Genomic DNA, 25,541 nt, shown 5'->3' on the forward strand with positions numbered 1-25,541 from the left:
CAAGGTGTTCAGCGAAAAGACAGCCGTCGTGTGACAGCCTCTGGTCCCACTAAGGACATTCGCTAAAACGTTGCGCCTAACTAATACAACACTGCCAACAATGCCCATGGTGAATGAAGTGGTTGACCTTACCCTGACCAAACCGCGCTCGCCCCGGGACTTTTTCAAGCGTTTGCAACGACTCTGGCTGGGACTTGCGGTGGTTGGCCTGCTGCTGGTTTGCAGCCTGTTCTGGCCGGCGTCGCCACGAGACCTGGGCATCGGCGACCGCCTGCTGACCTCGCAAGTGATGCCGCTGTGGCGCGACGGCGACCTGATCGTACTGGTGCGCCATGAAGAGCGCTGCGACCGCTCCACCAACCCGTGCCTGGGCCCGGTGGAAGGCCTCACAGTGCACGGCAGCCAACAGGCCGAAAAGCTCGGCAACGCCTTTAAATCCATGGGGATGGACACCAGCGATGTGCTTGCCAGCCCGGCTATCCGCACGGCGCAGACCCTGCGTTTCATGTTCGACAAAAACGAGCTGACCTCGGGCCAACAGGCCATCTGCGGCACGGCCATGGGCGAGGAATTGCTCAGTCAAAAGACCCCCGGACGCAACCTGGTGTTCGTCACCCACAGTGGTTGCATCGCCGACTTCGAAAAAACCCAGGGCTTCCCCCATGCCGCGTTCCCCGAATATGGCAGCGCGTTGTTCGTGCAGGCGTTGCCCAACGGCAAATTGAAGATCCTGGGCATCGTCAACAACCCGGATTGGCCCGCCGCGCTAAAACAGACTCACTAACTTACCCCTCGCCCTGTTCAGCAAAAAGACAGCCCTGTTCTGGCATGTTTAGTTGCGCCTTTTAAATAAGGACATCATGAATATTTTCTGCAATTGCGTGAACGCTGTGACTTTTCCAACTATTAATTCACAACTTGAAACCTACATCACTGAGCGTCAGGGAGCGACGTTTGCATGACCCGATTAAAACCCCTGCCGGTGTTATTGCTGGCCTTCGTTGCGTTTTACCTGCTGCCCCTGGGCCTGCATGGCTTGTGGATCCCGGATGAAACCCGCTACGCCCAGATCAGCCAGGAAATGCTCCAGAGCGGTAACTGGGTGGCGCCGCACTTCATGGGCATCCGCTACTTCGAAAAACCCGCAGGCGGCTACTGGTTGATTGCCCTGGGCCAGGCGGTCTTCGGCCAGAACCTGTTCGGCGTGCGCATCGCTTCGGCGCTGACCACGGGCTTGAGCGTGCTGCTGGCCTACCTGATCGCCCGTCGACTGTGGAATGACCCGCGCAAGAGTTTCGCCTGTGCCCTGCTCTACCTGAGCTTCGGCCTGGTCGCCGGGCAGGCGGGGTACTCCAACCTCGATCCGCAATTCACGCTTTGGGTCAACCTGAGTCTGGTAGCCCTGTGGTTTGCGCTCGACAGCACCACACTGCGCGGCCGCCTCGGGGCCTGGGTCATCGTGGGCCTCGCCTGCGCCATGGGTTTCATGACCAAGGGTTTCCTGGCCCTGGTGTTGCCGGTGCTGATTGCCGTGCCATACATGCTCTGGCAACGCCGCCTGGGAGAGCTGCTGCGTTATGGCCCGCTGGCGATGGCGGTCGCGGTATTGGTGGGCCTGCCGTGGGTGCTGGCCATCCATCTTCAGGAACCCGACTTCTGGCGCTTCTTTTTCTGGAATGAACACATTCGCCGTTTCAGCGCCGACAACGCCCAGCATGTGCGGCCATGGTGGTTCTTCCTGCCGATCATCGCCGTTTCCAGCCTGCCGTGGGCCGGGCTGCTGCCGTCCGCCCTGCACAAGACCTGGCAGGAAAAACGCCAGCCGGCGATTACCTTCCTGGCGTTATGGCTACTGTTGCCCCTGGGCCTGTTCAGTTTGAGCAAAGGCAAGCTGCCGACCTACATCATGCCGTGCCTGCTGCCCTTGGCTTTGCTGATGGGTCATACGCTGACCGACCTGGTGAAGCAGGGCAAAGCCCGCACCATCTGCCTCAATGGCCTGTTCAACTTCGTGATCGGCATGGCGGCCATGATCGGCCTGATCTACCTGCAAATCGCCCGGCCGCTGTACAGCAACAGTCACGCCGAGATGTTCAGCCTGTCCCTGGCGTTCATCGTGTTGCTGGTGTGGATTCTGGCCAACCTGCTGCAAGTGATTCGCCCGCTGACGCTGTGGGCAATGCCTGCAATGGGTATCGGCGTTCTGGTGATCCTGCTGCCGGCAAGCATGCCGTCGTGGATCGCGGACAACGAAATGCCCGACCAATTTGTGCTCGAACACCTGGACGAATTGCAACAGACCCAAGCCCTGCTCAGCAACGACCTGGGCAGTGCCAGCGCCCTGGCCTGGCGCCTGAAACGCCCGCAAGTGTCGCTGTACGACACCGAGGGCGAGCTGCGCTACGGCTTGCAGTATGCAGGCTCGGTGCACCGCAAGGTGGAATTGGAGGAAGTCCAGGCCTGGCTCAAGGATGCGCGCCAGCACGGCTCGGTGGGCGTGCTGCTGCGGGTCAACAGCACCAGTGAAATGCGCGAAGCCGGGCAACTGCCGCCCGGCGGAAAACGTTACTACAAGGGTTATCTCGAGCTGATCATCTACCCGAGCCTGCCCTGATGACGACATTCTGCAAGACCGAGCGCGGCGCCCTGCTGCTATTGCTGGGCGTCACCGCGCTGCTGCTGCTCACCGGCCTCGGCGCACGCGACCTGTGGGGCCCGGAGACCCGCTGGGCGAACATCGCCTTGCAGATGCTGCAGAGCGGAAATTACTTCGACCCCTACCTCAAGGGCGCGCCCTATTACGACAAGCCCCTGCCTTCCTATTGGCTGATCACCGCCACGGCCCACCTGATGGGTGGCCTCGGGCCGTGGTCACTGCGCTTGCCCTCGGTGATCGGCGCCTGGCTGAGCGTGTGGCTGGTCTACCTGCTCGGTGAGCAACTGATGCGCAAAGGCACCGGGCTGATCGCCGGCTGGATGCTCGCCACCACCTTCTACTTTCTGTTCTGGGCGCGGGTGGCCACGGCGGATGTGCTGACGGTGTGTGGCGTGCTGGCCGCGGTCTGGTGGTACTGGCGTGGACCAGAGGACACCCGGCTGGGTCGCTATACCGTGTTTTTCCTGTTGCTCGCCGTGACCTCGCTGTTCAAGGGCTTGATCGGCTTTGTGCTGCCAGGCCTGGTCCTGCTGCCGCACCTGCTCGGCGAGCAGCGCTACAAGCAGCATCTCAACCTGCGCCTGGTGCTCGCCCTGCTGATCGCCGCCGCGGTGTATGCCGTGCCGTTCGTGCTGTCGCATGTCTACGGTGCGCCGACCTATGGGCAAAGCGGCCTGGCCCTGGTATTCCGCGAAAACGTGGTGCGATTCTTCGACCCCTTCGACCACATGGGGCCGATCTACACCTACCTGATCTACCTGCCCGCCTACACCCTGCCGTGGCTGCCGTGCTGGCTGCTCGGCCTGCGGCTGGCGCTGCGGCACTGGCGCCAGACCCCGCCCAACGTGCGATGGCTGGTGTGGGGCCTGGGCCTGTTGTTTGTGTTCTTCACCGCCAGTGGCAGCCGGCGCAGCTACTACGTGTTGCCACTGGTGCCCTTCGCCCAGTTGCTCGGCGCCTGGTGGCTCAGCGAACGCCTGCAAGCCAGGCCCGCCAGCCGACCGCGCTGGTACAAAGGGTTCGCCTGCGCCGCGGTGTTGATGCTGCTGGTCATTGGCGTGGCCTATCCATGGAGCAACGGCAATGGCGGCGTCACCCGCCTGGCCGAGGATGTGCGTACCGAAGCGGTCAAAAGCGCGCCTTGGGATGAGTGGCAAATGGTGCTGGTGGAAGTGGACAACAAGGTGCCGATGTACCTGCAAAACAGTGGCAAGCCTTTCTACTACGTGGCCGAGACCCAGGACTTCCCGCGCCAGGGCGACAGCGCGGCGTTCATGGCCTGGCTGCAGAAAACCAGCGGCAAGGCCTTCGACCCGCAGCGCACGATCATCGTCACGCAGTATTCCAAGGATGATCCGACGCCGTTGGCGTACCTGGGCGCGGATCACCAGGTCATCACCACCCAGCCGGACAATGGCGAGCGTTTGTTTCAACAACGGCAGGACGGCAACGTGGCGTTCGTTCCCTTGCCTGAATAGAAGCGGTCTTATCCTTTTGGCAGGCTGGCGGCATGGATAAATGCCTCATCCAGGCTTTGGGCGTCGTAGGCGCCCATGAAGCCTTGCGCATCAGTGAAACGGTTGAATCGCCTTTGGCTCAGCATGTAAAAGTCATCGCAATGCGCGACGATTTCATCGACGTTGTGTGATGAAACCAACACCGCGACACCCTCTGCCGCCGCCCCCTCCAGACAACGCCAGATGTGATAACGAAACTCTGGATCCACACCCGCGGTGGGCTCATCCAGTATCACCAGGTCCGCGTTGGCACAGAGCAACGACAACGTAAAAAACCAGCGTTTCTCTCCATAGCTGCAGAGCGCAGATTTTTTGTTCCAGATCTCGCAATACCGATCGGCGATGCCGGGGCTCCATTTTTTGATTTTGTCGAGTGCATGTTGTTGGGTGACCCTGGTGTCGGAGCAAAACAGCATGGTCATTTTGAAGATGTCGAACATGCGAAATACAGGGGGGGTGCTGATGATCTGTGACAGGTACAGCAGCTTGGAAAAGGCGCTGCTTATTTCACCACCCTCTCTTTTCTTCAGGCCGCACAGCACATCAAAAAAGGTGGTTTTGCCGGAGCCGTTTGGGCCAAGAAGACCTGATATGGAGCCGGCGGTGACTGTCAGAGAAGCCTTATGAAACACGATATGAGTTCCATACCTGACGTCAAGAGAGTCTACGAGAAGCCTTGCCATCAATAACGACTCCAAACAGGATCAATTAATAAATAACGACACATCACTAAAAACAAAAACACAAGTGAAATGGCAACAACCCAGAAAACCAAACCGCATTCAACCACGCCGTCCAACATAATCTTATTCGCCCACCACATCGGGTTAAAAAAACCGACAATAGCTAAGGCGGGACTCACTGGCCCCATACTGATAACCCCGAGAGCCAACATCGTAAGGGACAAAATTGAAAAAAGGGTGCTCGCATTTTGAAAGCCTAATGGGACAAGCGTCAGCAACAGCGCGGGTATAGAAAAAAGAAGAAAGCAAACATAAAATCGCCCTACGATCACAAGATACTCCGCGACATCAAACTCCCCTGAAAAAACTCGAGTGAGCATATAAAATACGGAGCAATACAATATTGAAACAACTGAATATGCAGAAAACTGCCCAATCAAAAAAACAACCTTCGTACGATCCGTGTAAACAAAAGACCGAAGAAAACCACTTTCCCTTCGACCAACTATGTAAAAGGCAAGCCCGAACAGTGCAACATTTGAGGAAACAAAGGCGTAAAACCATGAAGTCTTCGACAGGTAATCCACGGCCTCACTACTCAGTGGCGCACGCGCGTAGGTAAGCAAATAATAGGTAACCACTGGAGATACCACTGTCCAAAATAATGCAACAGGTTCTCTGAGTTGTTCTTTTATGAATAACGCCGCTAGCAAAGCCGGCCTCGATACGAAATAAAAGTCCATGATTGACCTCACGAAAACGGGACCATCATGCCTAGTCTAGAGCTGAGCATCGACGACTCAAGCTTCTGTGAATACTGAATTTACTTTTCTGTCGATGAAGGCTCTATTATGGAGTTATGGCAGGCCCCACCTACCCCATTATACCTGCCGCCCCACCACATCCTCCATTACCACCGCACCCGCCTTGAATGCCTGACGCACCTGCATTACCGGCGTACGGGTTGAAACTTTCTTCACTTTCGAAACTATAAACAAGCGCTCCGAACACTTCACTGTTCATCTCAAATCTCCAGCTTTGTGCATACATTGACTTTGAGCTGCCCTTCATCAAGCAATAAAACCAAATCTAGCCCAGCGTGAGAATATCGCAACAACAATAAAAATCTTATGCGGGAAATATAACTACTAGATTTAGGAAATTTCACTCACGAACTTCGGAAGATCAACCATTGCCAAAAATATCAGGCCCCTCACCAACCGTGCTTCAAAAAATCAATCCATGTAAATTTAACACCTTAGAAACTATCCAAATAATCGAAAAATCCAACACCACCGCAGGTATATCTTGCAAAACGGAACTTATTCCTACAGACGTGAAAAAAAGAACCCGACAAACGGCACTGCATAATGCTAAAGGCCTGCTCTCTGCGCGACGCTAACGCCGGCTTCGCTCATTCATGTAATGACTACAAAAGCAGCGTATTTACGATGCGAAGCGAGTCGCTCTTGATCTTGCTTTTGATCTGAGGCGCCCCGTCAAATCCGCCGCCGCCGCCCCAACTGCGGAATAGCCGCCTGAGGCACCTCCACCCGCTGCACCTGCGTCAACACACACCCCGCCAGTTGCGCCACCGTCGGATGACTGAACAACGCCCGCGCATCCACCTCCACCCCCGCCTTGCGCATCCGCGCCACCAGGTTCACCGCCAACAACGAATGCCCGCCCAGCTCAAAGAAATGATCATGCCGCCCCACCCGCTCCAACTTCAGCACCTCAGCCCAGATCCCGGCCATCAAGCTCTCCACGGCTCCGACCGGCGCGGCATAGGCTCGGCTCACCACCGCCCCCAACCCCGGCTCCGGCAAGGCCTTGCGGTCGAGTTTGCCCGCTGGGTTGAGCGGTAATTCGTCGAGCTGCACAAACGCCGCCGGCACCATGTATTCCGGCAATTGCTCCAGCACATGGGCGCGCAACGCATCCGGGCTCGGCGCCTCGGCACGCACGGTGAAGTACGCCACCAGGCGTTCATCGCGAATCAACACCGCCACTTCACGCAACGCCGGATGCACCAGCAGCCGTGACTCGATCTCCCCCAGTTCCAGGCGCACACCGCGCAGTTTGACCTGGAAGTCGTTACGCCCGAGGAACTCCAGATTGCCGTCAGGCAGGTAACGCACCAGGTCGCCAGTGCGATACAGGCGATCTCCGGCCACGAACGGGCTGTCGATAAAACGCTCGGCGGTCATCTGCTGCAGCCCCAGGTAACCCCGCGCCACGCCGACCCCACCGATGTGCAACTGACCGCTCACGCCCATGGGCGCCGGCGCATCGTGCTCATCCAGAACATACAGGCGTGTGTTGTTGATCGCCCGCCCGATCGGCAACTGCAATGCCGGCACCGGCGCGCCGGGTTCCAGGGTCCAGGCGCTGCTGTCCACCGTGGCTTCGGTGGGGCCGTAGACGTTATGCAGGCGCACCTTGGGCAAGCGCGCCTGCACGCCACGAGCCAGGGCTTCGGTGAGTTCGCCACCGCCGCACAGCACATCAGTGAGGCTGGTACACAGCGCGGACTCTTCCAGCTCAAGGAACTGCTGCAACATCGCCGGCACGAACTTGATCACCGTGATCTTCTGCTCGCGAATCACCTGCGCCAGATAGGCCGGTTCGCGATGACCATCGGGCCGTGCCAACACCAGGCGCATGCCGTTGGAGAGCGGCCAGAACAGCTCCCACACCGAACCGTCGAAGCTGAACGGCGCCCGCTGCAACAGCGCGCCGCCCTCGGCATTGGGGCACAGCTGCGAGCCCCAGTGCATCAGGTTGCCGAGGCCACGGTGTTCGATCATCACGCCCTTGGGCGTACCGGTGGAGCCCGAGGTGTACATCACGTAGGCCAGGTTGGCCACGCTCAGCCCTGGCACCAGCGGGTTGCCGACAGGTGCCTGGCTCCAGGCGCAGTGGTCGAAGTCGATCACCGGGATAGACACGTCACCCGGCACGTCACGGGTGGCGGCGTGTACCAGCAGCGCCACAGGTTGGCTGTCGTGGAGCATGTAGGCCAGGCGCTCGCGCGGATAACCCGGGTCCAGCGGCACATAGGCGCCACCGGCCTTGAGGATGGCCAACAGGCCCACCACCAGCTCCAATCCACGCTCGACGCACAGCGCCACGCGGGCGTCCGGCTGCACACCGCGCTCACGCAGGTGGAAGGCCAGTTGGTTGGCGCGTTCGTTGAGTTCGCGGTAGGTCAGTTGCAACTCGCCGGCCTGCACGGCGATGGCATGGGGGATATGCCGTGCGTGGGCTTCGAACAGCGCCTGCACCGTGAAGGTGTCGGGGTAGTCGGTGTCGGTCGCGTTGAAGTCCACCAGCAGGGTTTTCAACTCGCCGGCGGGCAGTACCTGAACCTCGCGCAAAGGTGTCTGTGGCGCCTGGTCCAGCGTGTCCGCCAAGTTGATCAGTGTGGTTTCGAGGTAGTCGAGCAGCCGACCGGCGCCAATTTGCTGCGGCGCCTTGGCCTTGATCCGGAAACCGTTGGCCGTGTCGTCCACGGTCAGCATCAGCGGGTAGCTGAGGATGTCCTCACTGCTGAGCAAGGCAATGCCCGGCACCAGGGTCAGGTCACGCTCGGCGTCGGTGTGGCGGTAGTTGAGCAGGCTGTTGAACAATGGCGACGCACCGCTGCAACGCTGGGCCAGCGCCAGGGAGGCTTGTTCATGGGCAAGCAAGGCACTGAGGCGTGCGTGGGTATGCGTGAGAGCTTCGGTCACCGTGCGCCCGGCCAGGCGCACCCGCAGCGGCAGGGTGTTGATGAACATGCCCAGGGCGCGATCGGCACCCTCGCCCGCCTGCAAACGGCCGAGCAGCACGGTGCCGAAGACCACGTCATCGCGGCCGGCGATACGGCTGAGCACCTGGGCCCAGGCCAGGTGGAACAGACTGGCGGTGCTCACTCCCATACCACGCGCCTGGGCACGCAAACGTTGATTGAGGCTGTCACTCAAGCCACGTTCGGCTTCTTCGGTGTGCGCCCGATCCGCCTGGCGCTCCTGGAGACCGAAGGCCAGGGTCGGCTCGTCGACATCGCCCAACTGCTCGCGAAAGAACGCCTCGTGCGCCGCTTGACGTGCCGGCGAACGGGCTTGCACCACCACATTGCGATACGGCACCGACGCCGGTAGTTGCGCCTGTTGGCCGAGCAAGTGAGCGCGGATTTCCTGCATCAGGATGGTGGTCGAGGTGGCGTCATTGACCAGGTGATGGAAACGCAGCCGCGCAACCCAACGCGAGTGCTGCGGCTCTTCGGCATAGTCCAGGGCCATCAGCGGCGCCTGGCGCAAATCCAGCGGCGCAGGGTCCTCGCGCAACGGTTCAACACGCAATCGCGCTTGGCACCACACCACTTGCATCGGTTGCTCCAGGGCCTCCCATACCAGGCTGGTGCGCAGGATATCGTGGCGGTTGATCACTTGTTGCAGGGCCTGGGCAAACGCGTCCAACTGCTCGCGCTGCGCAAAGCTGAACAGCGCCTGCTGCTGATACGGATCGCGCTCATCGGTGATGTGGTGGTAAAGCAAACCTTCCTGCAACGGCGCCAGCGGGTAGATATCCTGCACATTGGCCACGCCGCCGGGAATGCTCTCGACGATCAGATCAAAGCTGGCAGGGTCGAGTTCGGCCAGGTCGGGGGCGTCCACGTCGCTGAGCTCACTTGCCGCCGCCAGGGCCGCCAGGGTCGGCTGGCCGAACAGCACCTGCACATCGGCATGCAACCCGACCTGGCGCATGCGTTGCACCAATTGCACGGCCAGCAACGAATGCCCGCCCAGTTCGAAGAAGTGGTCGTGGCGCCCAACCTGCTGCACCTGCAACAGCTCGGCCCAGATCTGCGCCAGTACGCTTTCCACGCCGAGGTGCGGCGCCTCATACAAACGGGTGACGAACGCCTCTTGGGTCGGTGCGGGCAACGCCTTGCGATCAAGCTTGCCGTTGGCGGTCAGGGGCAACGCGTCCAACTGCATGTAGGCAGCCGGCAGCATGTAGTCGGGCAGCGATGCTTGCAGGTGGGCGCGCAAGGCTTCTATCGACACGACTTCACGGGGCACGAACCAGGCCAGCAACTGCCCTTCGCGGGCTTGCACCACGGCGTCCTGAATATGCGGATGCGTGGCCAGGGCCGTTTCGATTTCGCCCAACTCAATGCGCACGCCACGGATTTTCACCTGGTCGTCATTGCGCCCCAGGTACTCAAGGTTGCCGTCCGGCAGCCAGCGCACCAGGTCGCCGGTGCGGTACATGCGCCCCTGGGTAAAGGGGTCGTCGAGGAATCGCTCGGCACTGAGCTCGGGACGCTTGAGGTAACCCCGCGCGATGCCCTTGCCGCCCACGTACAGTTCCCCTGCCACCCCGATGGGCAGCGGCCGTCGCTGCGCGTCCAGCACATACACCCTGGCATTGGCGACAGGCGCGCCGATATGCAATGGCCGGCCGACGGCCATGGGGCCGGAGGTGGCGACCACCGTGGCTTCGGTAGGGCCGTAGTTGTTGATCACGGCGCAGGACTGCGCCTGGGTGAAGGAACGCAGGCGGTCGCCGCCGATCAGCAGGGTGCGCAGGGTCGGGTGGTGCAGGCCCTGGCTGAAGGCGTATTCGGCCACGGGCGTCGGCAGGAAGCAGACGTCCAGCGGCTGTGCCCGCCACCAACCGAGCAGCGCGTCGATGTCTTCGGCGCCATCATGGGCCGGCGGCAGGTGCAGCGTGGCGCCCACGCACAACGCCGGCCAGACCTCCCAGGCCATCGCATCAAAACCGAAACCGGCGACGCTGGCGGTGTGGCTGCCGGCATGCAGGTCGAAGGCCCGGCAGTGCCAGTCCACCAGGTTCGAGACGCTGTGGTGCTCGACCATCACGCCCTTGGGCAAACCGGTGGAGCCGGAGGTGTAGATCACGTAGGCCAGGTGAGAGGGGCTGACCGCGACGCGGGGGTTGGTGCCCAGGTGGAAGGTCGGGCGGTCGAGCTGGATCACCGGCACCGTCAACTGAGGCAAACGATGCAGCAAATCGTGCTGGGTCAGCACCACCACCGGGTCGCTGTCTTGCAGCAGGTAATTCAGGCGCTCGGCGGGATGGGCCGGGTCCACTGGCACGTAGCAGGCGCCGGACTTGAGGATCGCCAGCAAGCCCACCAGCGTATCCAGACCACGCCGCGCCAGGATCACCACCCGGTCGTCAGGCTGCACGCCGCGCTCCAGCAGTTGATGGGCCAGCGCGTTGGCCTGCTGGTTGAGTTGGGCATAGCTCAGGTGCCGCCCCTGGTACACCGCCGCCACGGCGTCCGGTGCGCGCGCGGCCTGGGCTTCGATGCGCGCGTGCAGGGTGTGTGGCTGGGTGACAGGCTGGTTGGTGGCGTTCCATTGCTGCAACCGCGCCTGCTCGGCGGGTGTCACCAGGGAAAAATCGCTGATCGTCAGTGCGGTGTCTTCCAGCCCCTGCTCCAGCAGCCAGGTCAAGCGCTGCGCCAGGGCCGCCACTTCATCGTGCTGGAAGTACGCCTCGTTGTAGACGCAATGCAGGCATGCGGTGTCCTGGTAGCGATTGCTGCGCAGGTGGAGGGCCAGGGGCAGCGGCTCGTGATGGTTGGACACCTTGACCGCACGGGCCACTGTCGTGCCGTAGCGCAGTTCATGGTCGTCCTGCTCGAAGGACACCGACAGGTCGAACAACTGGCCGCGGTCGCTGCGACGCAGGCCCAACTCACGGTTCATCTCGCTGAGGGGGAAACGCTGGTGGCGGAAGTCCTGCTTGAGCTGGTCGCGCACCCCACGCACCACCGCGCTGAACGGCGACTGCTCATCAAATTGCAAGCGCACGGCGCTGACCTGGGTGAACAACCCGACGGTGGAGCGGAACCGTGCATTGGAACGGTTGAGAATCGGCACCCCCACCACCCATTCTTCGCGTTGGGCGGTGCGGGTGAAATACACATACAGCGCCGCCAGCAGTACATGAAACGCCGACGCCTGGTAACGGTTGGCCACCTGTTCCATTCGGTTGAGCAGTGCCACCGGAAACGCCTGCACCAAGGTATTGCTCGCGGCCTTGGCCGTGTGCCGTGGGGTCAGCAGCGGCTCCGGAATCAAGCGGTATTTGTCCAGCCAATAGGCGCGGTCGCGGGCATAACGGGCTGACGCGTGGTAGTGCCGGTCTGCGTCGATAAAATCGATGTAGGACGGCGCCGGCAAGTCCGGTTGCCGGCCTTGCGCCAGGGCCGTGTACAGCTGCGCGAGGGATTGCAGCATCTGGCCGAAGCCCCAGCCATCGAGGATCAGGTGATGCGCCTGGGTGCCGAGGCGGTAATGATCGTCGTCGAGCTTGACCAGGAAAAAGCGGAACAACGGCGCACCCTGCATCGCATAAGGCAGGGCCATTTGCGCCTGCATCAGGGCGTGGCTCGCGGCCTGCGGATCGCAAGCCTTGGAAACGTCATGCAGCGCCAGGTCCGCAGCCAACGTGGCAGCGAAGGTCTGGCGAGGCAGGCCGTCGGCGTCGCTGTGCAGTTGCGTGCGCAACGCATCGTGCCTGGCCACCAGGCATTCAACGGCGCGCTGCATCAGGCCGGGGTCAATGGCGCCGGCAAAATCCACATAACCACCGATGTTGTACAGCGGCGAGTCGCCTGCGCGCAGTTGGTCGAGCCAGATGTCCTGCTGGGCGGCGGTGAGGGGGAAGCTGGGTGAATGCTTCATAAGATCCTTCTCATGGAGGTCAGGCACTGGCCGCGCAGGGGTGCCCATTACGACGAATGGGCCGGATTGGAGCATGGTGGCCAGGGGCTGTCTGTCACCCTAAACCCGGACATCCGAATGGATAGACCGGGCGTGGCTGATGGTTCATTGCTGAAACGATTAAAGAGTTGTAGGACATTGGCTATATCTGGCCGATGCTTTTTTATGCGAATGCTTTCTAAAAACAATATTTTACTTATATATCAAAGAGTTACTTAAACATAAAAATCTCCATTGGCTATTCGTAGTGGGAATTACCTGTCAGAAACGTCGAATTAATGACGCGGTTTTTATGGCAGGTTATGTCCCACGTTTCCGCTACATACGTAGGACAAATCCACTGGCTAAATACACTTTCGAATACCGACTCTGGTGTGTGAGCAACGGATCGCCCCGCAGAGGCCCAGAGGGTCTGTACACGGTTTTCGATATCAAGGATGAGAAGGCTATGAGTTTGACCAGCAGTATTGCCAACACCCAAAGCCCCCATTTCTACGCCGAAATGGGCGAGTTGATTGCCAGCAGTGGCCACCCGGGCTTTGCCGCCCACATGCTGCACCTGGTGGACAAGTGGGTGCCGATCCACCTGGTGGATCTGAGCGAATGGACCCTCGACGAGCTACGCGACCGTGTGCTCGATATCACGCTGCTGGGCAGCGCCGGCCAGACGCAGGACCTGCCGCCCCTGGCCCTGAATTCCATGGACGACCATCCGCTGTTGCGCGAAATGCTCGGCATGCAGGACCCGCTGCTGATCCAGTTGAAAGCCAAGGCCAACAGCGCAGACCCGCGTGACACCTCACACCAGTGCAACCTGGTGTCGCGCCAGGGCAACCGGCGCTGTGTGATTTCGTTTTATCGCCCGCCGACCCAGCGCGGGTTTTCCCTGGCCGAGTTGTCGTTTCTCAAGTGCCTGTCGGACACCCTGCTGCCGCTGATCGAGTGCCACGCCCAGAGCCTGCGTCAGGCACCGCACACCGAGGTCGAACCGGCCCACACGATGCTGGAGCAATCGCAATTGCAACGTGAGTTCTACAAGCGCCTGTCCCTGGGCGACATCACCTTGTCGGCGCGCGAGCAAGAGGTGTGCCTCGGCTTGCTGACCGGCGGCACCGTGCCGCAGATCGCGGAGAAACTCAGCGTGAAGAACAGCTCCATCGAAACCTACCTCAAGCGCGCCGCCGCCAAGTTGGGCGTGAGTGGAAGGCACGGTCTGGCCAAGTGGATGGTGGGCGCCTGATGCATAAATTGAGTACCTTTGCGATGGCCTGGATGCTTGGCGGCTGCTCGCTGATCCCGGACTACCAACGGCCTGCGGCGCCCGTGCCTGCGCAGTATCCCCAGGCGGGCGTGTATGCGCTGGCGCAGTCCGGCACATCGGACTGGCAGCAGCTGTTCCACGACCCGGCGCTGCAAGGGTTGATTGGCGATGCGCTGGTCAATAACCGCGACTTGCGCGTGGCTGCGTTGAACGTCGAGGCGTTCCAGGCGCAGTACCGTATCCAGCGTGCCGACCTGTTCCCGGCGGTGTCCGCTACCGGCGCCGGCCAGCGTCGGCGTGTGCCCGGGGACGTGACCGGCACCGGCAAGGCCGCCATCACCTCCAGCTATTCCGCGACCCTGGGCATCAGCGCCTATGAGCTGGACCTGTTCGGCCGCATCCGCAGCCTCAGCGAACAGGCCATGCTCTCCTACCTGGGCACCGAAGAGGCGCGGCGCAGTGCGCAATTGAGCCTGGTCGCCAACGTCGCCAATGCGTACCTGACCTGGCGTGCCGACCAGGAATTGCTGGCCCTGGCCCGGCAAACCCTGGTGGCCAACGAGCATAGCCTGCGCCTCACCAGCCGCAGCAAAACCGCCGGCAAAGCCTCGGCGCTGGACGTGGTGCAAGCCACCACCAGCGTCGAAAGCACCCGCGCCAGCGTGGCCCGTTATGAGCGCCAGGTCGCCCAGGACCTCAACAACCTCGCCCTGCTGGTGGGCGGCCCGGTGGACGAACAATTGCCGTCGCGTCCACTCGCCGCCGACCTGGTGGCCCGCGTGCCGGCCGGCCTGCCCTCGGACTTGCTGCAGCGCCGCCCGGATATCCTCCAGGCCGAGTACCAGTTGCGCGCCGCCAACGCCAATATCGGCGCGGCACGTGCAGCGTTTTTCCCGTCGGTGAGCCTGACCGCCAACGCCGGCAGCGCCAGCACCGAACTGGCGGGGCTGTTCAAGGGCGGCTCGGGCAGCTGGACGTTCCAGCCGCAGATCAACCTGCCGATCTTCAACGCCGGCAGCCTGCGCGCCAGCCTCGACTACGCCAAACTGCAAAAAGACATCAGCGTGGCGCAGTACGAAAAATCGATCCAGACCGCCTTCCAGGAAGTCGCCGATGGCCTGGCGGCGCGGCAGACCTATACCGACCAGTTGGAGGCGCAACGGGATTTCGTCGCGGCCAATCAGCAGTATTACAACCTGGCCGAGCATCGCTACCGCAGTGGCGTCGACAGCAACCTCACCTTCCTGGATGCGCAACGTACGTTGTTCACCTCGCAACAGGCGTTGATCGTCGATCGCCTGGCGCAACTGGTGGCGGAAGTGAAGTTGTATACAGCGCTGGGCGGCGCGTGGGGTGTCAGCGCAAGCCCGACTGCCGCATTAGGCCTGCTCACCCAACAAATCAGCTCACCACAGTAAGCTCACGTGCCCCTAGCCCTCACTGTATCTACGCCTGCGCAATCACCGCCTCCGCCTCGATTTCGATCAACCAATCCGGCAACGACAACCCGCTGACGATAATCCACGAAGACGGCGGCGGGTTGTGCGGGAAGCGTTCGCGCAGCGCTTGCGCGATCGGCTCCTGCTGGTCACGGGCGGACTCGGTGATGTACAGCCGCAACATGATCACATGGGACAAATCACCGCCTGCCTCGGCCAACACCTTTTCGATGTTGTCCAAAGCGGCGGCGGTCTGTTCCGCAATACCCGGGCCGACGGTGCGCTCGTCGGCATCGACACCCACCTGGCCGGACAGCATGATGCGCCGACCCTCCGGCACTTCCATGGCCTGGCTGAAGCCGTATTGCAGGGCGTTGAATACCGTTGTGGGATTAATGACCTTTCTCTGCATGACATTTCCTTGTTGTCGGTAGGAAAACAAGGCTAACCCAAAGCAATCGTTCAATCCGGCGGTTCAACATCCCGCAACATATCGGGGATCATCGAGGGGTGCTGGCTACCAACTTCCCATCGCCAGACTGAACGGCGAAAACTCCGCGAACTGCCACCGCAACGCCAACGCCGCCGGGCGCCGCACCACATGTTCCACGGTGACGGTCCACAAGCGCTGGGCGCCCTCGAACAGCGCCACTTGCGGGCCGTCGAGGATCAGTGAAGTGCGCCCGGCCACCTGCAGCACATCCCCCGATTCAAAATCGATGAATAACAACCCCGCCACCGGGTTCACCTGCAGATTGCCCAGGGTGTTGAAGAACAGGTTGCCGGCAAAGTCAGGGATGGTCAGCACGTTGCCTTCGACCCGCACAAAACCCGTATTGCCGCCGCGATGGGAAACGTCCACCGAGCGCTGGCCATCCACCTCGACGTAGCTGGCGACGAAGAAGGTGTCGGCATTGCGGATCAGCGCTTGGGCCGCGTCATCCAGGCTGCTGGAACGTTCGGCCACGCTGCCGGGTTTGCGTGCGATGGCATCCACCGGCCGCAATTGGATGTACTTGGGGCAGTTGCCGAACGTGTGCACCACGTCGACCGAAAAGCCTTCGTGATCGAGCGCACCGATATGCCCGTTCATGCGGTTGCGGCGGCGGGTGTTGAGGTCGATGCCCAGCAGGCCGATGGATGCACCTTCACGCAAGGCGTTGCGGGCCGGGTCGTTGGCCGACGGCAGACTGTCGACCTGCAAGGTCTGCGGGTCCGGCGAGTGGGCAAAGCCCGGGGCGCCTTCAAGCAGCGTCGCCCAGGGAATGCCTTGCTCGTCCACCACACCCAGCATCAGGTACGGCAACAAAGGGTAGAAATCCCGATGCTGTTCGGGCAAATGATCACGGATCACCTTGGGCCCGACCACGGCCATGCGCTCGGCGACCCCCACTGCTTGTTGCATGTGCCGTTCACCGGCATGCCAGGGCGATGGTTCGATCAGGTTCATGGCAAGCACCTCATGTTGGATAGCCCGATGCTGCGCCCTGCTCGCCACCGAGGGAATCACCACGCCAGGCAATCCACTGTTACGCCAGTTGAAATGCCGTGTGTTCACGCAGCGCCGCCACGCAGTGGTCGACAAAGCTGCGCACGCGCATCGGTGCGTTGCGGCCTTCGCGGTACACCACGTGCACGGGCAACGGCGGCTGTTCAAAACCCGGCAACAGGCGACGCAATTGCCCGCTCTGCACATGCTCGTGAACCGGGTAACTCAGGCAGCGAATCACCCCCGCCCCATGCACCGCCGCATTGATCGCGCCCTGCACCGTGGCGCAGCCCAGGCGCGCACGGGCCTTGAGTGGGTAGCCCTGGAAATCCCAATGCACCTGGTCGGCAGTGGCGATCAGCCGATGGTGCTGGAGGTCGTCCGGGCGTTGAGGCTCACCGTGAATCGCCAGATAACCGGGGCTGGCGCAAAGGATATGCCGCACCTGCCCCACCGGCCGCGCGATCAACGACGAGTCGGGCAACTCACCGACGAGGATCGCCACGTCCAGCCCTTCTTCGTGCAGGTTGGGATAATAGTCGTGGTAGTGCGCCGCGAGGCTCACCTCGGGATAACGGTCCAGGTAGTCGGCCAAGACCGGCGCCATCACATGAGCGCTGAACAGAAAGGGCAAAAACACCCGCAGGTTGCCCTGGGCCTGCACATGCAAGCCTTTGGCCGAGGCTTCGGCAGCGTCCACGGCGGCGAGCAGGCGCACGCAATCGGCCAGGTACGCGTTGCCGGCGTCGGTCAGGCTCACGCCCTGCGTGCTGCGTTCAAGCAATGGCACGCGCAGGCGCGCTTCCAGGCGGGCCACCGCACGGACCAGGGTCGGCCCGGACACCTGCGCACTGCGCGCTGCGCCGGCCAGGCTCGAGTGTCCGGCCAGTGCGGCGAACAACTGCATATCGCGATAGCGCTCCATCAACCGCGCCGTTTCATCGCAGGGTTCAGGGCGGCGTCCTGGCCCAGGCGATGGCTGAGAAAGTCGACAAAGGTGTTGATCTTGGCCGGCACGCGGCCGCTTTTCTGGAACACCACCTGGATCGGCAACGGCTCGGCCTCATACGCTTGAAGGACGATCTCCAACTCGACCGCTGCCACCGCCGTTGCGACCTGGTAGGACAGCACCCGCGTCATGCCCCAGCCCAGGCGCGCCAGGTTGATCGCGGCATTGTTTGCCGTAACGACCAGGCGCGGTTCGATGGGCACAGTCAAGGGTTGGCCGGCGTCGACAAACTCCCAGCCACTCACCAGCTGGCTCGACGATGACGTGACGAGCTTGGCCTCACGCAACTGCGACGGGTGCTCCGGTCGCCCGTGCTGGTCGAGATAGGCTGGCGCTGCACAGACGACCCGGCGCACTTCGCCGACCTTGATCGCCTGCTGGCCCGGCTCGTGCAGATGACCGATACGCACTGCGACATCGACGCCTTCGTCGACCAGGTTGACCACGCGGTCGACCAGCAAGGCATTGATGTTCACCAACGGAAAGCGGTCCAGGTACTCCCCCAACACCGGCGCCACATACAGCTCGCCAAACAGCACTGGCGCCGTGACCGTCAGGTGGCCGCAGGGGATGGAGTAACTGCCGGCCGCCGCTTCTTCGGCTTCATCGAGGTCTGCCAGGATACGCCGGCAATCCTCCAGGTAACGCTGGCCGGCTTCGGTCAGGTGCACGCTGCGGGTGGTGCGCGCCAGCAGTTGGGTGCCGATACGTTCCTCCATGGCGGCGATGGCCCGGGTCACGCTGGGTGGCGAGGTGTTCAGGCGGCGTGCGGCGGCGGCAAAACCCTCCTCCTCGGCCACCGCCAGGAACACCTGCATTTCATGAAATCGGTCCATCGGCACTCCTCTCAAGCAACTGCATATCGCTATTCCCCTGTGGCAAGCTCGCTCGCCACAACAGGCTCACTGACCACAACCAGGGTTCGCGTTAGTGGGATTGCAAGCCCACGGCTGTGCGAGGCATGCCGACAAATCCCGGCAGCGCTTCGATGCTGGCGAGCCAGGCACGCACCTGAGGGTAGTCGGCCAGGGACACATTGCCTTCCGGCGCATGGGCGGTGTAGGTGTAGAAAGCGACATCGGCGATGGTCGGTTGCTCGCCGGCCAGGAAGCGGTTTTGGCTCAGTTGCGTCTCCATCAGTTTCAGCAAGGCGTGGGAACGGGCAATGGCGACGCAGGTATCGATGTCCGCGCCAAACACCGTGGCCAACCGCGCCGACGCGGGCCCGACGTGCAGTTGACCGGCGGCGGCCGAGAGCCAGCGCTGCACGCGAGCCTGCCCTGCCGGATCGCTTGGCAGCCACTGGCCTTTGCCGTAGGTGTTGGCCAGGTAGACCAGGATCGCATTGGAGTCGGCCAACACCACGCCGTTGTCATCAATCGCCGGCACCTGGCCGAAGCTGTTGATCGTGGCCAGATAGTCCGAGGACTTATGGGCGCCTTGCTTGAGGTCCACCAGAATAAATTCCGTGGGCAAGCCCAGCAGGGACAACATCAGCTCGACCCGATGAGAGTGGCCGGACAACGGGAAACCATAGAGTTTGATCATGAAAGGCTCCAAGAGAATGGGATGGCAACGCCGCACATGCTCTACCGCCGGCCCCTGACGTTGGAATCACCACGCTCTACAATCGAGCATTTCACCCAGTGAAACAATACCGCTCAGCGTTCCTCGAGTCTGTCGCGCAAAAACCGATGGCTCGCAGAAAACAACCGCTGGTAAGTGAGCAACACTGCCCCCACCGTACCCAACGCCGACGACGCGGCAATCAGGAACATGATCACGATCTGATAGCGCACCGCGTCCACCGGGCTTTCTCCCGCCAGCACTTGCCCGGTCATCATGCCGGGCAGGCTGACGATGCCGACCACCGTCATCTGGTTCAGCGTCGGGATCATGCCGGCGCGCACCGCCTGGCGGATGGCGTCCTGCGCGGCCTCCCAGCGTGAGCCGCCGAGGGCCAGGATCATTTCGATGGTGTTGCGCCCCGAGGTCAGTTCCTGGGTCATGCGTTCGATACCCAGGGAGACCCCAGTCAGGGTGTTGCCGAGGATCATGCCAAGGATCGGGATCGCGTACTGCGGCTCGTACCAGGGGTGGATGCGGATCACCGCAAACAGCCCCACGGCGGTGACCAGCCATGAGCTGCCCCACACCGACAGGATGCTGTCGACCCGCTGGCCCCGGTAAGTCCGCCGTCCTCGCCCGGCGGCGGAGAGACCGGCGATCAGGGTCATGGCGCACATCAGCGGCAGCACCACGTACCAATAAGCGAACTCGAAGACCCAGCCCAACAGGTAACCGATGGCCAGCAGTTGCACCACCGTGCGCACCGCCGCCCACAGCAATTGGCGGCCCAGGCCCAGGCGCAACAGCAGCGACAGCGCGCCATTGATCAGGATCAGCGAGGCGGCAATGCCCATGTCCAGCGCGGTGAGGTTCTGGTAATTCATGGCTGGGCCACTCCGCTCAGTACACCGGCGCTCATCTGCAAGTGGATGTCACTCATGCGCCGGGCCTGGTCCAGGTCGTGGGAGACCCAGATGCAGGCACGGGAACTGTCCTCGGCAAACCAGGCGTCGATCAGCGCTTCCACTTCGCGGGACGAGGTGGGATCGAGGGCGGCGGTGGGCTCGTCCAGCAGCAGCACTTCGGGGTTGAGTTGCAGGGTGCGGATCAGCGAGACCACCTGGGACTCACCGCCTGAGAGGTCGGCGGCGTGTTTGGCCAGAAAGTCCGGCGTCTTGCCGGCGTGGCCCAGCAGTGCGGTCACCGTCGCCAGGTCGAAGCTGCGCTTGCGCGAGGTCTTGAGGCTGTAGGGAAAACGCAGGTTGTCTTCCACCGTACCGTCGAGCAGCGCCGGACGTTGGGAGAGGTAGCTGATATGGCAGCGGTAGTGAGGAATCTGCGCGTTGCCGATCGGCTCGCCGTTCCACAGGATCTGCCCGGACATGGGCGCATCCAGCAGCGCCAGTGCGCGCAGGAATACGCTTTTGCCGGAGCCGGATGAGCCGGTGATCGACACCCGGTCGCCGGCCTGCAGGCTGAAATCGGTGGGCTGGAGCAACGGCACCTGGCGACGCTCGTCCAGGCGCGTGAGGGCGCGGGTTTCAATCAGTGCGCTCATGGACGCGGTGTTCCTCTCAATCCGGATGATGCAATGGTGAGGCACACTCGCCAGGATTTCATGCAAAAAATTCAAACTATCGCATCCGGTGTGGCTCAGAGCTTTAGATTCAACGTTACCGAGGAGGCGACATGCAATACCGACAACTGGGCCATTCCGGCCTGCTGGTATCCGAAATCATCCTGGGCACCGTGCCCTTCGGCGGTCGCGCCGAGTTTGAGCAATGCGGATCGGTGGATGTCCCCCAGGCCAAACGCATGTTCGATATCGCGTTCGACGCGGGTGTGAACATGGTCGACACCGCCGACCTCTATTCCCACGGCCTGGCCGAGGAAGTCGTCGGCAAAGCCTTGGGCGCCAAACGCAACGATATCCTGCTGGCCACCAAGGGCCGCAGCCCGGTGGACAACAACCCCAACAACTCCGGTTCTTCGCGCTACCATCTGATTCGCGCGTGCGAAGCCAGCCTGAAACGCTTGGGCACCGACCATATCGACCTCTATCAACTGCACAACTGGGACGGTATGACCCCCATCGAGGAAACCCTCGAAGCGCTGCGGCTGTTGGTAGGTTCGGGGAAAATACGCTACTTCGGCACCAGCAATTTCACCGCCTGGCAGATGATGAAAACCCTGGGCAAGGCCGAACTGCACGGCATGCTCAAACCTGTCACCCAGCAGATCTACTACACCCCGGAATCCCGCGAGGCCGAGTACGAACTGCTGCCACTGGCGCTGGACCAGTCGGTGGGCACACTGGTGTGGGGCCCGATGGGCGAAGGCCTGTTGACCGGGTCTACCCGTCGGGGTCACAAGCCGCCCGCCAACACCCGCCAGGGCAGCGGTTGGCCGGAACCCTATGTGCATGATCAGGAGCGGGCGCTCGATATCATCGAAACCCTTGCGGCGGTCGGCGATGAACACGGTGTCTCGGTAGCCCGCACGTGCCTGGCATGGCTCAAGGATCGACCGGGGATCACGTCGCTGATCGTCGGCGCTCGCACTGAAGAACACTTGCGCGACAACCTCGCTGCGACTGAGTTGAAGCTGACCCAGGAACAATCTTCACGCATCGAAGCCGTGACGCGTCGCCAGCCGTTGTACCCCTACTGGCATCGCTTTACCGCCGGGATCGACCGCTTTGATCCGGCAGAGCAGCCGTTTTTGGCTGAGCATCAGAAGACCATGGATGCGCGCAAGGACAAGTAATGCCTTGGCAGCCTTGCGCCAAGGCTGCCTTTTCCCATTCAAGGAGCCCCCCGTGATAGCCCAAATCATGATCGCCGCCCTCGGCGTCGTTGCCATCTGGTTCAGCCAAAGCAAACGCTTGAAAGTGCGCCGCTACGCCTGCCTGTTCGGCATGGCGGGCCAGCCGTTCTGGTTCTGGTCATCCATCAATGCCGAACAGTGGGGGATTGTATTGCTGAGCTGTTTCTACACGGTGGCGTGGGCGAAGGGGATCAAGACCCATTGGGTTGATCACACGCCAGACGCGCAACACTGATTTGCAAACGAGCGCGGCACTGCCTATATTTCCCGCCTGGCGCTCTCTACGCCACCTTCCGCGGAAAGGGCTGCGCCCAGGACACTGCAACACCCTCTTTTTCTACGACTCCCCACCTTGAAGCGGAAAAGGTTTGTGCAAGGAGATCGTATGTCCCAACCACTCAACACCGATGGCCGTCTCAACCTTGAGCAACAGCGCAAGCGTGCCAAGGAACTGCTGCCACGCCTGAAAGCCGAAAACCCGAACGCTACCCTGTCCCTGGCCCAATGGGCAATCGCCAGGCAGCTGGGTTTCAGCAGTTGGCCAAAGCTCAAGGCCCATATCGATGCCATCGACTTCGCCGCCCGCCACCCCGATTTCACCGCCAGCGATGAAGCCCGTACCACCCATTGGCGCTGCGGCAATGACATTGCCCACAGCCTGCAACTGGCGGGGTTCAAAGGGCAGTTCCGGATGCTCGCCGACCCGCTGTGCATGGGCCCGGTCCGCGATTTGCCCCGCCAGGCGTTCCGCGCCCTGCGCAGTGCCTTTATCAGCCAGGCCTTCGCCATCGATGAAGCCGATGCAGCTCGTCGCGTCGACGTTGAATATGACCACCTCGACGCATTGGCCAGCGCCGACCACAGTGTGCTGTGGTGCGAAGCGGATGCCTATGACCAGCTGTTCCTGATCCGCGCACTCACCGGTCTTGAACAGGTGCCGCACAAACTGGAGCTCATCGAGGTGGACCGCATTCCCGGCGTGCAGCGTTTTATCGGCATCGGCCAACTGGCGCCGGATGTATTGGCGTGGCTATGGCCGCAACGGCGCTTGCTCGAGGAGGACGCCGTGCAACTGGCCAAACAGGCCTGGTCGGCGTACTGCGACAGCTCGCCAGTCAGATGGGCGCAAATAGCCCACGACAGCCACACCGCCTTGCCGTTGCTTGCCCCGGCGTTGTTGCGTCAATTACAGGAATTGCCCGGCCTGCACGACGGCCTGTCGCTGACCGAGCGCCTGGCCCTGACGTACCTCGCCGAGAACGGGCCAACGCCATTCGGTCGAGTGTTCGCCGAACTGATGGCCAAGCGTGAACCGCTGCCGTTCCTGGGGGACATGATGTTTCATGCGCTGTTGCGACCGCTGATCGATGGCGACAACCCTTTACTGACCGCCACCGAGACGCACCTGGACTGGCCACGCCAGGTGCTGGCGTTGACTGCGCTGGGGCAGACCGTGTTGAACGGTGACGCCAACTGGCTGGATCACGCCAGCCATGTGCGATGGGTGGGTGGCATATGCTTGCGACCTCGCCAACCCCACTGGGCGATTGATGAACACATCATGCCTGTATGGCGCCCGTGATTACGCTAACGTGCTGCCCATTCACCCCTCATTTGCGAGACTGCCCATGCGCAACCTGATCTTCGCCAGCCTGCTTCTGCTGGCGGGCTGCCAACAAACGCCGCCGGCCAATGACCAACTCGATGCCGTGCTCTGGACCCAGACCTCCATCGAGCATGAGTTGATTTACCGCCAGCTCTTCGCCAATGCCACCCGTCAACTTGACGTGGCGTTGGCCGATCCCACCTGGGATGCCCTGCCCTTTCCCCCACGCAACCTGAACGGGTTACCGCCGGCGGTGGTGGTCGATATCGATGAGACGCTGCTGGACAACGTACCGCTCAACGCCCGCGATGTGGTCAACAACCAGGTCTATTCCTACGACCGTTGGAACACCTGGGTCGACCAGGCCAGGGCCCAGGCCTTGCCCGGTGCCGTGGCGTTCCTGCAGGCAGCCCGGCAAAAAGGCATCAAGTTGTATTACCTGACCAACCGCGAACACAGCCAGGTCGCCGCCACGGTGAAGAACCTGCGCCTGCGCGGTTTCCCGGTTGAAAGCGACCAACAGGTCCTGGCCGCCAGCACCCCCACCGGCCACTGCGAAAGCGCCGGCTACGGCAAGAACTGCCGCCGCCAATGGGTCGCCGCCCATGCCCGCGTGTTATTGATGGCCGGGGATTCCCTGGGGGATTTCGTGCAGGCCGAGCACAACACCCTCGCGGATCAGCGCAAGGCGGTGGAGCCCTATGTGAACTGGTTGGGGCAACGCTGGTTCTTGTTGCCCAACCCGACCTATGGCAACTGGTACAGCGCGCCGTATGGGGATGATGAGAAGCTGCCGTTCGAGCAAAAGCGCAAGCTCAAGCAGCGGGCGTTGCAGTTGCAGGAGTAATCTGCCTTGACTGGCCCACCGTCCTTGACGCCATCGGCTCACATCTGATTGACACACTAAGGCCATATGGAAATGAAACGAGTACTTATCGCATCGCTCGGCGCTTTATCGCTCCTCCAACCGTCATTCTCTGCAGCGGATAACACCAACGGGAAAACCCTCTTCACCCAGCGGTGTGCGATGTGTCACGGCGCGGATATCAAAGGCACAGGCCCCCTGGCCAACAAGAGCAATCCCCCCACCCCTGACCTGACCACCGCCGCGTTCAAAAAACGCCTGAATGACTACCCAGGCGTTATCGTCTCTTCAATCATACTTCGCCCCAATGGCGACCTGATCCCAAGGACGTTGCGAGAGAACGGCGTGAAGCTAGCGCCGTTCGCATGGAGGGTTAGCGACTTCCGCGATTTGAATCAATACATGAGCGATGTGATTGCCAATACTCGTTGAGCCTCACACCGCTCTTGCAGCAACCGCCTCGACCTCAATCAACGCACCGGGCAATGGCAACGCCACCACTTGCAGCGCCGTACGTGCCGGCTTGTTCGGTTGCTCAGGTGTACCGAAGAACTGCGTGTACCCCGCCTGCAAGCCGGCGAAATCCAGCTTGCCACCCGTCTCATCGGCCCCCACCAGGAACACCCGCAACTGCACGATATCGCCCAGGTCAAGGTCCTGCCGGCGCAGGATCGTGCGCAGTTTGTTGAACACCGACACCGTCTGCACTTCGGTATTGCCATAGGCCGCCGGTGTGCCCGCCGGGGCGCTGGCATTGTGCAGGTCGGGCAAGGTGCCGCTGATGAAGATCAGGCTGGCGGATGCCGGCACCGTGACGGTCTGGGAAATCGGGAAGTCGCCGACGCTGGTACGTTGAATGCTGTCGCTCATGAT

General features: G+C 61.8%; 21 protein-coding genes. 10 read left to right on the forward strand and 11 right to left on the reverse strand.

Annotation, left to right across the window (positions count from 1 at the left end):
* Positions 1-106 precede the first annotated feature (106 nt).
* From K5K89_RS18985 to K5K89_RS18995, 3 genes are all read left to right on the forward strand, one after another.
* On the forward strand, positions 107-784 hold the full coding sequence (locus K5K89_RS18985) for a histidine phosphatase family protein (protein ID WP_071492128.1): 678 nt from the start codon (positions 107-109) through the stop codon (positions 782-784).
* A gap of 174 nt (positions 785-958) precedes the next feature.
* On the forward strand, positions 959-2,614 hold the full coding sequence (arnT, locus tag K5K89_RS18990; protein ID WP_071492129.1) for a lipid IV(A) 4-amino-4-deoxy-L-arabinosyltransferase: 1,656 nt from the start codon (positions 959-961) through the stop codon (positions 2,612-2,614).
* The gene (locus tag K5K89_RS18995) at positions 2,614-4,134 is read left to right on the forward strand and encodes an ArnT family glycosyltransferase (protein WP_222540037.1); all 1,521 of its coding nucleotides are present in this window, start codon (positions 2,614-2,616) and stop codon (positions 4,132-4,134) included. The genes arnT and K5K89_RS18995 overlap by 1 nt, the downstream gene beginning before the upstream one ends.
* A gap of 8 nt (positions 4,135-4,142) precedes the next feature.
* Here the strand turns inward: K5K89_RS18995 and K5K89_RS19000 are convergent, their stop codons facing one another.
* The 3 genes from K5K89_RS19000 to K5K89_RS19010 all read right to left on the reverse strand — a co-directional run bounded on the left by K5K89_RS19000 (position 4,143) and on the right by K5K89_RS19010 (position 12,565).
* Complete coding sequence (locus tag K5K89_RS19000) at positions 4,143-4,856, reverse strand: AAA family ATPase (protein ID WP_222540038.1); 714 nt, start codon at positions 4,854-4,856, stop codon at positions 4,143-4,145.
* Positions 4,856-5,599 (reverse strand): ABC transporter permease, encoded by a 744-nt coding sequence (locus tag K5K89_RS19005; RefSeq protein ID WP_222540039.1) that lies wholly within the window; start codon positions 5,597-5,599, stop codon positions 4,856-4,858. The genes K5K89_RS19000 and K5K89_RS19005 overlap by 1 nt, the downstream gene beginning before the upstream one ends.
* A gap of 756 nt (positions 5,600-6,355) precedes the next feature.
* Complete coding sequence (locus K5K89_RS19010; RefSeq protein ID WP_222540040.1) at positions 6,356-12,565, reverse strand: non-ribosomal peptide synthetase; 6,210 nt, start codon at positions 12,563-12,565, stop codon at positions 6,356-6,358.
* A 487-nt stretch (positions 12,566-13,052) separates the two neighbouring features.
* Between K5K89_RS19010 and K5K89_RS19015 the strand changes: the two genes are divergently transcribed.
* A complete protein-coding gene (locus K5K89_RS19015; RefSeq protein ID WP_222540041.1) occupies positions 13,053-13,844 on the forward strand; it encodes a helix-turn-helix transcriptional regulator in 792 nt (263 codons plus the stop codon).
* The gene (locus K5K89_RS19020) at positions 13,844-15,283 is read left to right on the forward strand and encodes an efflux transporter outer membrane subunit (RefSeq protein ID WP_222540042.1); all 1,440 of its coding nucleotides are present in this window, start codon (positions 13,844-13,846) and stop codon (positions 15,281-15,283) included. Before K5K89_RS19015 ends, K5K89_RS19020 begins: the two co-directional genes overlap by 1 nt.
* A 28-nt stretch (positions 15,284-15,311) precedes the next feature.
* On the opposite strand, the gene K5K89_RS19025 is transcribed toward K5K89_RS19020, so the two are convergent.
* From K5K89_RS19025 to K5K89_RS19055, 7 genes are all read right to left on the reverse strand, one after another.
* Positions 15,312-15,716, reverse strand: a complete 405-nt coding sequence (locus tag K5K89_RS19025) for a RidA family protein (RefSeq protein ID WP_222540043.1) — start codon at positions 15,714-15,716, stop codon at positions 15,312-15,314.
* A gap of 105 nt (positions 15,717-15,821) precedes the next feature.
* Entirely contained in the window at positions 15,822-16,754 is a 933-nt protein-coding gene (locus K5K89_RS19030) for a pyridoxamine 5'-phosphate oxidase family protein (protein WP_093124487.1), read from the reverse strand.
* 79 nt (positions 16,755-16,833) lie between these two features.
* Entirely contained in the window at positions 16,834-17,718 is an 885-nt protein-coding gene (locus tag K5K89_RS19035; RefSeq protein WP_222540044.1) for a LysR family transcriptional regulator, read from the reverse strand.
* Entirely contained in the window at positions 17,718-18,638 is a 921-nt protein-coding gene (locus tag K5K89_RS19040; RefSeq protein ID WP_222540045.1) for a LysR family transcriptional regulator, read from the reverse strand. Before K5K89_RS19040 ends, K5K89_RS19035 begins: the two co-directional genes overlap by 1 nt.
* A 91-nt stretch (positions 18,639-18,729) precedes the next feature.
* Positions 18,730-19,350 (reverse strand): glutathione S-transferase family protein, encoded by a 621-nt coding sequence (locus tag K5K89_RS19045; protein WP_071492140.1) that lies wholly within the window; start codon positions 19,348-19,350, stop codon positions 18,730-18,732.
* 113 nt (positions 19,351-19,463) lie between these two features.
* Positions 19,464-20,255, reverse strand: coding sequence for an ABC transporter permease (locus tag K5K89_RS19050; RefSeq protein WP_071492141.1), 792 nt, complete (start codon positions 20,253-20,255; stop codon positions 19,464-19,466).
* Positions 20,252-20,929 (reverse strand): ATP-binding cassette domain-containing protein, encoded by a 678-nt coding sequence (locus K5K89_RS19055; RefSeq protein ID WP_222540046.1) that lies wholly within the window; start codon positions 20,927-20,929, stop codon positions 20,252-20,254. Before K5K89_RS19055 ends, K5K89_RS19050 begins: the two co-directional genes overlap by 4 nt.
* Positions 20,930-21,060: 131 nt before the next feature.
* On the opposite strand from K5K89_RS19055, the gene K5K89_RS19060 reads away from it, so the two are divergent.
* The 5 genes from K5K89_RS19060 to K5K89_RS19080 all read left to right on the forward strand — a co-directional run bounded on the left by K5K89_RS19060 (position 21,061) and on the right by K5K89_RS19080 (position 25,100).
* Positions 21,061-22,137, forward strand: coding sequence for an aldo/keto reductase (locus K5K89_RS19060; RefSeq protein ID WP_071492143.1), 1,077 nt, complete (start codon positions 21,061-21,063; stop codon positions 22,135-22,137).
* Between the two features lie 52 nt (positions 22,138-22,189).
* Positions 22,190-22,432, forward strand: a complete 243-nt coding sequence (locus K5K89_RS19065) for a hypothetical protein (protein ID WP_058426121.1) — start codon at positions 22,190-22,192, stop codon at positions 22,430-22,432.
* Between the two features lie 150 nt (positions 22,433-22,582).
* Positions 22,583-23,779: a DUF1835 domain-containing protein gene (locus tag K5K89_RS19070; protein WP_222540047.1), complete on the forward strand. Its 1,197-nt coding sequence runs from the start codon at positions 22,583-22,585 to the stop codon at positions 23,777-23,779.
* A 46-nt stretch (positions 23,780-23,825) separates the two neighbouring features.
* Entirely contained in the window at positions 23,826-24,650 is an 825-nt protein-coding gene (locus tag K5K89_RS19075; protein ID WP_222540048.1) for a 5'-nucleotidase, lipoprotein e(P4) family, read from the forward strand.
* Between the two features lie 72 nt (positions 24,651-24,722).
* Positions 24,723-25,100, forward strand: coding sequence for a c-type cytochrome (locus tag K5K89_RS19080; RefSeq protein ID WP_409996277.1), 378 nt, complete (start codon positions 24,723-24,725; stop codon positions 25,098-25,100).
* A 3-nt stretch (positions 25,101-25,103) separates the two neighbouring features.
* Here the strand turns inward: K5K89_RS19080 and K5K89_RS19085 are convergent, their stop codons facing one another.
* Positions 25,104-25,538: a RidA family protein gene (locus K5K89_RS19085; protein WP_222540050.1), complete on the reverse strand. Its 435-nt coding sequence runs from the start codon at positions 25,536-25,538 to the stop codon at positions 25,104-25,106.
* Positions 25,539-25,541 lie beyond the last annotated feature (3 nt).

This window comes from Pseudomonas sp. DR208 (assembly GCF_019823005.1).
In the GTDB taxonomy this organism is placed as follows: domain Bacteria; phylum Pseudomonadota; class Gammaproteobacteria; order Pseudomonadales; family Pseudomonadaceae; genus Aquipseudomonas; species Aquipseudomonas extremorientalis.